Here is an 8220-nt window from a genome sequence, read left to right on the forward strand (position 1 = left end):
GAACGACCCTGCGCACGATCAGAAGCGCACGCCGACGCTCGCCGTGGCGGTGCGGGGCGGGCCGTAATAGCCGATGATCGAATTGCCGGTGAACGGGCCCGGGAAGTTGTAGCCGCCGACGCGATAGCGGGCGTCGGTGATGTTGCGCCACGTCACCCCGAACGTGAAACGCTGGTCAGGCGAGACCCAGTTGGCCGACGCGTCCAGCAGGACATAACCGTCCTGGTCGAGCGTGGGCGTGGGGATCTCGAACAGCGTGACGTCGCTTCGCATGGACACGGCCGGCGTGAACGACAGGCGACCGCCCGCAAGGTCGGTGCTCCACGTCGCGGAAGCGTTCACCGTGAACTCCGGCGTATTCTGGAACACCCGCTGGTTGGCGACGTCCACCGGCGTCGTGCCGCCGCCGACAAAGGTCAGGAACTCCTTGTAGTCGGCGTTGGTGTAGCCGAGCGCGAGCGTCGCGAAGAAATTGCGGCTCGGTACGATGCGCGTCTCCAGCTCCATGCCCCAGATGTCGGCACGACCCGCATTGTCCACGAAACTCGCGATCCCGCTTGGCAATGCCGGCACCTGAACGGTGACCTGCTGGTCCTTGTACTTGGAGAAGAACCCGGCGAGATTGACGAACAGCGTCCGGTCCAGGAACGCGCCCTTCAGCCCGAGTTCGTAGCTGTCGATCTTCTCGGGATCATAGCCATTGACGGTGGTGGGCGTGAACACGGCGTCACCACGCATGTCGAAGCCGCCCGACTTGAAGCCCTTTCCGTAGGAGCCATAGACGTTGAGTTCCGGGCGGAGCTCGTATGACAGGCTGACGCGTGGCGTCAGCTGCTTGAAGTCGCGTTCGTTGGTGTAATCGGTGCGGATCAGGCCGGGTACCGCGGCGGCGTTGCCGAAGGTGGGGCTGCGGATGCCGGTGTAGTTGCGACGGAACACGGTGCCGCGCTTCGTGTCCTGCGTGTAGCGCACGCCCGCGGAGACCTTGAAGCGGTCGGTGACGTCGAGGCTGAGGTCGCCGAACGCGGCGTAGCTTTTCGTCTTCACCTCCCCGGAGGTGAGCGTGGTGGTGTTGAGCAGCCCCACCACGGTATCGAACGCCCCGGCGGCGCGGGCGTTGAGATAATAGAGGCCGACGACGCCCTGTATGCGTTCGCCCTCGAACAGGAGCTGAAGCTCCTGCGTGAACTGCCGATCCTCGTAGCGCGCGGGCACGTCCAATGTCGGCAGCGCGGTGTTGTCGAAGTCGATCAGCGTATCGGTCTCGCCTTCGCGCCAGGCGGTGATCGTCTTGAAGGTCAGTGCCGACGACAGGCCGATCTCTCCGGTCGCGGACACGCCCTGGGTCAGCACCCGGTTGGTGTCGCCGATACCGGCGCGCGTGTCGTACACGCTCGCGGTCGGCAGATAGCGCGCATCGGCCCCGTTGGGCAGCAGGCGCGTGCCGTGCCGCGGACGCGACTTGTCGAGAACGCGATCACCTGCGACGCGGAAGAAGATCGTGTCGCTGGGCGTGAACTCCGCCGACAGCCGCGCGGCGAGAACATCCTTGTTGTAATGCTCCACACCCGTGGTCAGGTTGGTGCCATAGCCGTCGCGCCAATAGCGGGCCACCGCGCCGCCGATCGACAGCGTGTCGCCGATCGGCACGGTTACCTGTCCGATCAGGTCGACCTGATTGTAGGTGCCGTAAGCCGCACGCGCGGAGGCGGCGAATTCGTTGCCCAGACGCTTGGTGACGTACTTGATCGCGCCCCCGATGGTATTGCGACCATAGAGCGTGCCCTGCGGGCCGCGCAGCACCTCCACCCGCTCCACGTCGAAGACGTCGAGCACGGCGCCCTGCGGACGCGCGACATACACGTCGTCGATGTAGAGAGCGACGCCGGGGTCGAAGCCCCAGAGCGGATCCTGCTGGCCGACGCCGCGGGAAAAGGCGATCAGCGTGGAGTTGGAGCCGCGCGCGATCTGCAATGTGAGGTTTGGCGTCTTGTCCTGCAGCGTGGTGATATCCACAGCGCCCTGCTCGCGAAGCGTCTCGCCGGACAGCACCGACATCGAGATCGGCACGTCGATCAGGCTTTCCTCGCGCCGCCGTGCCGTGACGACGATGTCGCCCTGCGCCGCCTCCTGGGGCTGCGCCGTCCCGCCAACCGGGTTCGTGGTCGACTGCGCCTCGGTCGAAACGGAGCCGTCCTGCGCCCATGCCGGAGCGGCGTAGAGCGCGGCGGCCGCGACGCCGATGTTGAACAGCGTGCGTGTCGAAAAGCTGGTCATGAACCCCTCCTGTTAGCGGCCACCCCGTTCGGGTTGTGCGCCGCGTTGCGCGGGTTATACTGAAACCCGAACCAGGTTTCAACTTGGCTTTTTCCGGAGGTGGATGATGGGGGGGATGGCCGCGGAGAGCGCCGGCAAGGAGCCGAGGACCGATCGCGGCCGCCGCACGCGCCGCGCGCTGCTGGACGCTGCCGCGGCCGAGTTCGCGACCGACGGTTTTCACCTTGCCTCGATCAGCGCGATCACCCGGCGCGCGGGCGTCGCGCTGGGCAGTTTCTATACCTATTTCGACAGCAAGGACGCGATCTTCCGTGCGCTGGTCAGCGACATGAGCGAGCAGGTGCGCGATCATGTCGCGCCCGCGATCCGCGCCGCGCCCGGCGGTATCGCGCGGGAGCGCGCGGGACTGGAAAGCTTCCTGGGGTTCGTGCGGCAGCACAAGGAGATCTACCGCATCATCGACGAGGCGGAGTTCGTCGACCCGGCGAGCTTTCGGCACCATTATGCGACCACGGTGGATCGGATCGCACACCGCCTGGAGGAAGCTGCCGCACGCGGCGAGGTGCGCGCGGACGTGGAGGAGGTCCACGCCTGGGCGATCATGGGAATGAACGTGTTTCTGGGGTTGCGCTATGGCGTGTGGGAGGAGGACCGCTCGACGGCCGATGTAGCCGATGTGGTGGCCGACTTTCTGGCGCGGGGACTGGCCGGCTAGACGATATCCGCCGCGAGCGCGGCGGCAAGCCCGTCGCGGATCGCGCGCAGCGTCACCATGTCTTCCGACGTTTCGGGCACCGAGGAACCGGCCTCGGTCGCCAATAGCTGCTGCACGCCCTTGATCGTGTAGCCCTGCCGGTTCAGCGCCTGATCGATGCGGCGCACCAACGCCACGTCCTCGGGCCGGTAGTAGCGGCGGTTACCGGCGCGGGTCAGCGGGCGGAGCTGGGGAAAGCGCTGTTCCCAATAGCGCAGGATATGCTGCGGCAACCCGGTTTCGCGCGACAGTTCGCCGATCGTGCGGAACGCGCCTGTCGCCTTGGTCCCGCCGGGGGAAACGCCTGAAGGCACCGCGTGCGTCAGCGCGCCGCGGCGATGCGCTCGCGCATCATCTGACTGGCGCGGAAGGTCAGCACGCGGCGGGGCGCAATCGGCACCTCGACGCCCGTCTTGGGATTGCGACCGACACGCTCGCCCTTGTCGCGCAGCACGAACGTACCGAAGCCGGAGATCTTGACGTTCTCGCCAGTCGACAGCGCTTGGCACATGTCGTGCAGGATCTGTTCGACGATCTTGGCCGAGTCGGCGCGACTCAGGCCGACCTCGCGATGCAAGGCCTCCGCCAAATCGGCGCGCGTCAGTGTTCCCACCATTGTCATCAGCACGGTCACACCCCCTTCGCGACCACTCCTTAACCGAGGTTGCCGCCGACGGAAAGCCTTTGCGGACGGCGGTTTACCAGCGCAGTACCGCCGCTCCCCAGGTGAACCCTCCGCCCATCGCCTCCAGCACCACGATCTGACCAGGTTCGATCCGGCCATCGCGCACCGCCACGTCCAGCGCCAGCGGGACCGATGCCGCCGACGTGTTGGCGTGTTGATCCACCGTGACGACGACCTTGTCGGCAGGCAGGCCCAGTTTTCGGGCGGTGGCGTCGAGGATGCGGGCGTTGGCCTGATGCGGCACGACCCAGTCGACCTGCGCGCTCGTCAGTCCGGCCAGCACCAGCGACTCCTCCATCACCGCCGCCAGGTTGACGACGGCATGGCGGAACACCTCGCGGCCCTTCATGCGCAATTTGCCGACCGTGCCGGTGGTGGACGGGCCGCCATCGACATAGAGCAGGTCGTTGTGACGGCCGTCGGCGTGGAGCTTGGTCGCCAGGATGCCGCGACCGCCTTCGGCTTTGCTATCCTGCGCCTCCAGCACGATCGCGCCGGCACCGTCACCGAACAGCACGCAGGTGCCGCGATCCTCCCAGTCGAGGATGCGGCTGAACGTCTCCGCGCCGATCACCAGCGCGCGTTTGTGGACGCCGGCGCGCAACATCGCATCGACGACCTGCACGGCGTAGAGGAAGCCCGAACACACCGCGTTGATGTCGAACGCAACACAGTCGGGGATACCGAGCAGCGCCTGGACCTTGGTCGCGGACGCTGGAAAGGTCTGATCGGGCGTCGCGGTGGCCAGCACGATCAGATCGATGTCCGTCGCCACCACGCCCGCCGTCGCCAACGCCGCCCGCGCCGCGTCGGCGGCCAGCGTCGCGGTGGTCTCGTCGGGTGCGGCGATGTGACGAAAGCGGATCCCGGTACGCTCGACGATCCATTCGTCGGTGGTGTCGACCTGCTGTGCGAGTTCCGCGTTGGACACCCGGCGGACCGGAAGTGCCGAGCCGGTGCCGGTGACCACTGACCGGATCATGCCGCCTTCTCCACCGTGTGCGCAAAATTGCCGAGATCCTCGGCGATGCGGCGCGTGAGGTCGGCGCGGACCATCTTGGCGGCGTTGCCGATCGCGGTCGCGACGCCGCTGGCGGTGGCGCCGCCATGGCTCTTCACGACAATGCCGTTGAGGCCCAGGAAGACGGCGCCATTGTGGTTGTTGGGGTCGAGGTGGTCGCGCAGCAGCTTGGTGGCGGGGCGCGAGATCAGGAAGCCGACCTTGGAACGGACGGAACTGGTGAAGGCGCGCTTGAGCAGGTCGGCGACGAAGCGGGCGGTTCCTTCGGCGGTCTTGAGCGCGATGTTGCCGGTGAAGCCGTCGCACACGATCACGTCATGGTCGCCGCGCGCCAGCTTGTCGCCCTCGACGAAGCCGGTGAAGGTCATGGGGAGCGTCGCATTGCGCAACGCCTGGGCGGCCTCGCGGATCTCGTCGGTGCCCTTCTGGTCCTCCGAGCCGATGTTGAGCAGCGCGACGCGCGGGCAATCCAGGTCCAGCGTCGTACGCGCAAAGGCGGCACCCATCACCGCGAACTGAACCAGGTTGCGAGCATCGACCGCTGCGTTCGCGCCAAGATCGAGCATGATCACGTCGTTGACGCCAAGCGTCGGCAGCGGGGCTGCGAGCGCAGGGCGGTCGATGCCGGGCAGCATGCGCAGCGACAGCTTCGCCATCGCCATCATCGCCCCGGTGTTGCCCGCCGACACCGCGGCGCCGGCGCGACCCTTCTTCACCAGGTCAATGGCAAGACCCATGGAAGTCGTCTTGGCGTGACGGATCGCCTGCGAAGGCTTGTCGCTGGCCCCCACGACCTGCGGGGCGTGGACGATCTCCGCCCCGGCCAGCACGGGATGCTTGTTCAGCTCGTCACCGATCGCGACCTGATCGCCGACGAGGATGAACTTGAGGCTGCCATCCTGACGGCAGGCTTGCGCCACGCCCGCGAGCATCACCGCCAGCCCCTCGTCGCCGCCCATCGCATCGATGGCGAGGATGGGGGTGGTCCCAGAAGCTCCGGGCCCTGACTGGTCAGGCATGCGACGTGAAATCCCTGTCCGGCTCGAGCCGTACGACTCAGCTCTCGACGGAAACGATCTCGCGGCCGTTATAGTGCCCACAGGCGTTGCACAGATTGTGCGGCCGCTTCAGCTCGCCGCAATTGGGGCATTCCTGGAACGGCATGGGGCTCAACGCATCGTGCGCCCGGCGCATGCCACGGCGAGAGGGCGAAGTCTTTCTTTTGGGGACGGCCATTTCGGCACCTTGTGCAATCGGTAATCTGTCAGAGGCGCTAGGCTTGCCCAGGCGCTACGGCAACCGGCACGGGCCGGCCGCGGAGCAGCTCGAACGGCCGGACGCATCGCGAAGCGCGCGCCTATAGCGGATCGGGCCGGCGTTGCAAGCATGCGGGCGGCGTGCCACTCTGCCCTTTTGGGGGAACAGCAGATGCTGATGGTTTTGCCGCAAGTGACGCTGGTGCTGGCGGCGGCGCTTGCCGTGGTCAATCTTTGGCTCTCGATCCGGGTCGGTCAGGTGCGGCAGTCGGAAAAGATATCGGTCGGCGACGGCGGCAACGACCGCGTGATCCGCCGGATGCGCGCGCACGCCAATTTCGGCGAGAACGCGTGGCTGATCCTGGTGTTGGTGTTCGCGATCGAGGTCAGCGGGGGCGAGCCCGGCTGGCTGTGGGCGGCGACCGTCGCGTTCGTGGTGGGGCGGATCGCGCACGGCTTTGGCATGGACGGGTGGAGGCCCGGACGCCCGATCGGCACGGGCATCACCATGGTGCTGCAGGTGGCGCTGGCGATCTGGGCGGTGGCGATCGCGCTTTCGGCGGAGCGCGCTGCGAGCGTACCGGCGGTGGAGATGGTGTCGTTGCAGGGATGAGGGCGCTGATCGCCCTGCTTGCAGCACTGACGCTGGCTGCGTGTGCGACGGTACGCGAGCCGGTGTCCGCGACGCGCATGTCGCGCGACGTGCGGGTGTTGGCGTCGGACGCCTTCGAGGGACGCGCGCCGGCGACGGCCGGCGAGGAACGGACGGTTGCGTGGCTGATCCGGCATTTGCGCGAGGCCGGCGCGGAGCCGGGCGGGCCGGGTGGGTCGTGGACGCAAGGCGTGCCGCTGGTGCGGACCAGGCTGGGCGCGGGCAGTGCCGACATCGGCGGCGTCACGCTGACGACCGGGCGCGAGATCTATCTCAGCACGGTGCGGCCGGTCGATCGCGCGACGGTCGCGGGGGCACCGATGGTGTTCGTCGGCCATGGCGTGACCGCACCCGAGCGGGACTGGGACGACTACAAGGGCGTCGACCTGACCGGCAAGGTGGCGGTGTTCCTGGTCAACGACCCGGATTTCGCCGCGCTGCCGGGCGAGGACGCGGCGGGCAAGTTCGGCGACCGGCGCATGACCTATTACGGGCGGTGGACGTACAAGTTCGAGGAGGCGGCGCGGCGCGGCGCGATCGCGGCGCTGATCGTCCACGACACCGACGGCGCGGGCTATGGCTGGAGCACCGTCACCGCGCCCGCGGGCGAGAATTACGATATCGTCCGGCGGCCAGGCGACGAGCGTGTGCTGCTGCAGGGCTGGTTGGAGGGTGCGGCGGCGACGCGGCTGTTCGCGGCGGCCGGGCTGAGCCTGCCCGAGCTGCGGCGCGCGGGGCGCAGTCGCGGGTTCCGGCCGGTCGAGCTGAACGGGCAGACCTTCTCCGCCGACCTGCCCGTCACCCATTCGCGCGCGGAAAGCCGCAACGTGCTCGCCAAGGTGACGGGGCGGACGCACCCGGACGAGGTGGTGATGTTCGGCGCGCATTGGGACGCGTATGGCATCGGTGCGCCGGACCCGCAGGGGCGGACGGTGCGGCCGGGCGCGAACGACGATGCACTCGGCGTGGCGGCGGTGCTGGAGATGGCGCGCGACTTCGCCAAACGTCCGGCGGCGCGGACGGTGGTGTTCGCGCTGTGGACGGGCGAGGAGCGCGGGCTGCTGGGGTCGGAGACCTACGCGCAGGCCCCGGTCTATCCGCATGCCACGACGGTCGCGAACCTGACGTTCGACATCCTCAACACCGGCGGGCCTAGCCGCGACGTGATGCTGGTGGGGGCGGGGCAGACCACGCTGGAGGACCGGCTGACGGCGGCGGTGACGGCGCAGGGCCGGGTGGTGACGCCCGAGGCGCTGCCCGAGCGCGGGCTGAACTATCGCGCCGATCACTTTCCGCTCGCGCGCCAGGGCGTGCCGACGTTGCTGCTGATGGCGATCAGCGGCGCGCCGGACCTGGTGACGGGCGGCCGGGCGGCGGGGCAGGCGTGGCTGGACGGCTATATGCGCTGCTATCACCAGACCTGCGACGCATGGGACCCGAACTGGGACTGGCGCGGGGTGGTGGCGGATGTCAGCGCGATGCGCGAGGTCGGGCGCGGCCTGGCCGAGTCACGGGAGTGGCCGAGCTGGCGCGAGGGGGCGGAGTTTCGCGGGGTGCGGGAGGCGAGTGCGGGCG

At 68.3% G+C, this 8220-nt stretch carries 9 protein-coding genes; 3 read left to right on the forward strand and 6 right to left on the reverse strand.

The window, feature by feature from the left end:
- Positions 1 to 18: 18 nt before the first annotated feature.
- Entirely contained in the window at positions 19 to 2277 is a 2259-nt protein-coding gene (locus JWN21_RS06330; RefSeq protein ID WP_299647389.1) for a TonB-dependent receptor, read from the reverse strand.
- Between the two features lie 103 nt (positions 2278 to 2380).
- Between JWN21_RS06330 and JWN21_RS06335 the strand changes: the two genes are divergently transcribed.
- Entirely contained in the window at positions 2381 to 2992 is a 612-nt protein-coding gene (locus JWN21_RS06335; RefSeq protein ID WP_299647391.1) for a TetR/AcrR family transcriptional regulator, read from the forward strand.
- Here the strand turns inward: JWN21_RS06335 and JWN21_RS06340 are convergent.
- The 5 genes from JWN21_RS06340 to rpmF form a co-directional block, all read right to left on the reverse strand.
- On the reverse strand, positions 2989 to 3345 hold the full coding sequence (locus JWN21_RS06340) for a MerR family transcriptional regulator (protein WP_299647393.1): 357 nt from the start codon (positions 3343 to 3345) through the stop codon (positions 2989 to 2991). The genes JWN21_RS06335 and JWN21_RS06340 overlap by 4 nt on opposite strands.
- A gap of 8 nt (positions 3346 to 3353) precedes the next feature.
- Positions 3354 to 3653, reverse strand: coding sequence for an integration host factor subunit alpha (locus JWN21_RS06345; protein WP_299647403.1), 300 nt, complete (start codon positions 3651 to 3653; stop codon positions 3354 to 3356).
- A gap of 76 nt (positions 3654 to 3729) precedes the next feature.
- Positions 3730 to 4698 (reverse strand): beta-ketoacyl-ACP synthase III, encoded by a 969-nt coding sequence (locus tag JWN21_RS06350; RefSeq protein ID WP_299647395.1) that lies wholly within the window; start codon positions 4696 to 4698, stop codon positions 3730 to 3732.
- Positions 4695 to 5756 carry a phosphate acyltransferase PlsX gene (gene plsX, locus JWN21_RS06355; protein ID WP_299647397.1) on the reverse strand — a complete coding sequence of 354 codons (1062 nt, stop codon included), beginning with the start codon at positions 5754 to 5756 and terminating at the stop codon, positions 4695 to 4697. Before plsX ends, JWN21_RS06350 begins: the two co-directional genes overlap by 4 nt.
- A 37-nt stretch (positions 5757 to 5793) precedes the next feature.
- Complete coding sequence (rpmF, locus tag JWN21_RS06360) at positions 5794 to 5973, reverse strand: 50S ribosomal protein L32 (protein WP_299647399.1); 180 nt, start codon at positions 5971 to 5973, stop codon at positions 5794 to 5796.
- A 192-nt stretch (positions 5974 to 6165) separates the two neighbouring features.
- Here rpmF and JWN21_RS06365 point away from each other — a divergent pair, with 192 nt between their 5' ends.
- Together JWN21_RS06365 and JWN21_RS06370 are read left to right on the forward strand one after the other, a co-directional pair.
- The gene (locus JWN21_RS06365) at positions 6166 to 6606 is read left to right on the forward strand and encodes an MAPEG family protein (RefSeq protein ID WP_367182916.1); all 441 of its coding nucleotides are present in this window, start codon (positions 6166 to 6168) and stop codon (positions 6604 to 6606) included.
- A partial coding sequence (locus JWN21_RS06370) for a M28 family peptidase (protein WP_299647401.1) occupies positions 6603 to 8220 on the forward strand: 1618 nt, incomplete at its 3' end. The genes JWN21_RS06365 and JWN21_RS06370, both read left to right, overlap by 4 nt.

This window comes from Sphingomonas bacterium (assembly GCF_028292945.1).
Lineage (GTDB): Bacteria > Pseudomonadota > Alphaproteobacteria > Sphingomonadales > Sphingomonadaceae > Sphingomonas.

What these genes read in the sequence shown, in the direction of transcription:
- plsX (WP_299647397.1), bottom strand. Translation starts at nt 5,756, where the DNA reads ATGCCTGACCAGTCAGGGCCCGGAGCTTCTGGGACCACCCCCATCCTC.
- JWN21_RS06330 (WP_299647389.1), bottom strand. Translation starts at nt 2,277, where the DNA reads ATGACCAGCTTTTCGACACGCACGCTGTTCAACATCGGCGTCGCGGCC.
- rpmF (WP_299647399.1), bottom strand. Translation starts at nt 5,973, where the DNA reads ATGGCCGTCCCCAAAAGAAAGACTTCGCCCTCTCGCCGTGGCATGCGC.
- JWN21_RS06345 (WP_299647403.1), bottom strand. Translation starts at nt 3,653, where the DNA reads ATGACAATGGTGGGAACACTGACGCGCGCCGATTTGGCGGAGGCCTTG.
- JWN21_RS06365 (WP_367182916.1), top strand. Translation starts at nt 6,166, where the DNA reads ATGCTGATGGTTTTGCCGCAAGTGACGCTGGTGCTGGCGGCGGCGCTT.
- JWN21_RS06350 (WP_299647395.1), bottom strand. Translation starts at nt 4,698, where the DNA reads ATGATCCGGTCAGTGGTCACCGGCACCGGCTCGGCACTTCCGGTCCGC.
- JWN21_RS06335 (WP_299647391.1), top strand. Translation starts at nt 2,381, where the DNA reads ATGATGGGGGGGATGGCCGCGGAGAGCGCCGGCAAGGAGCCGAGGACC.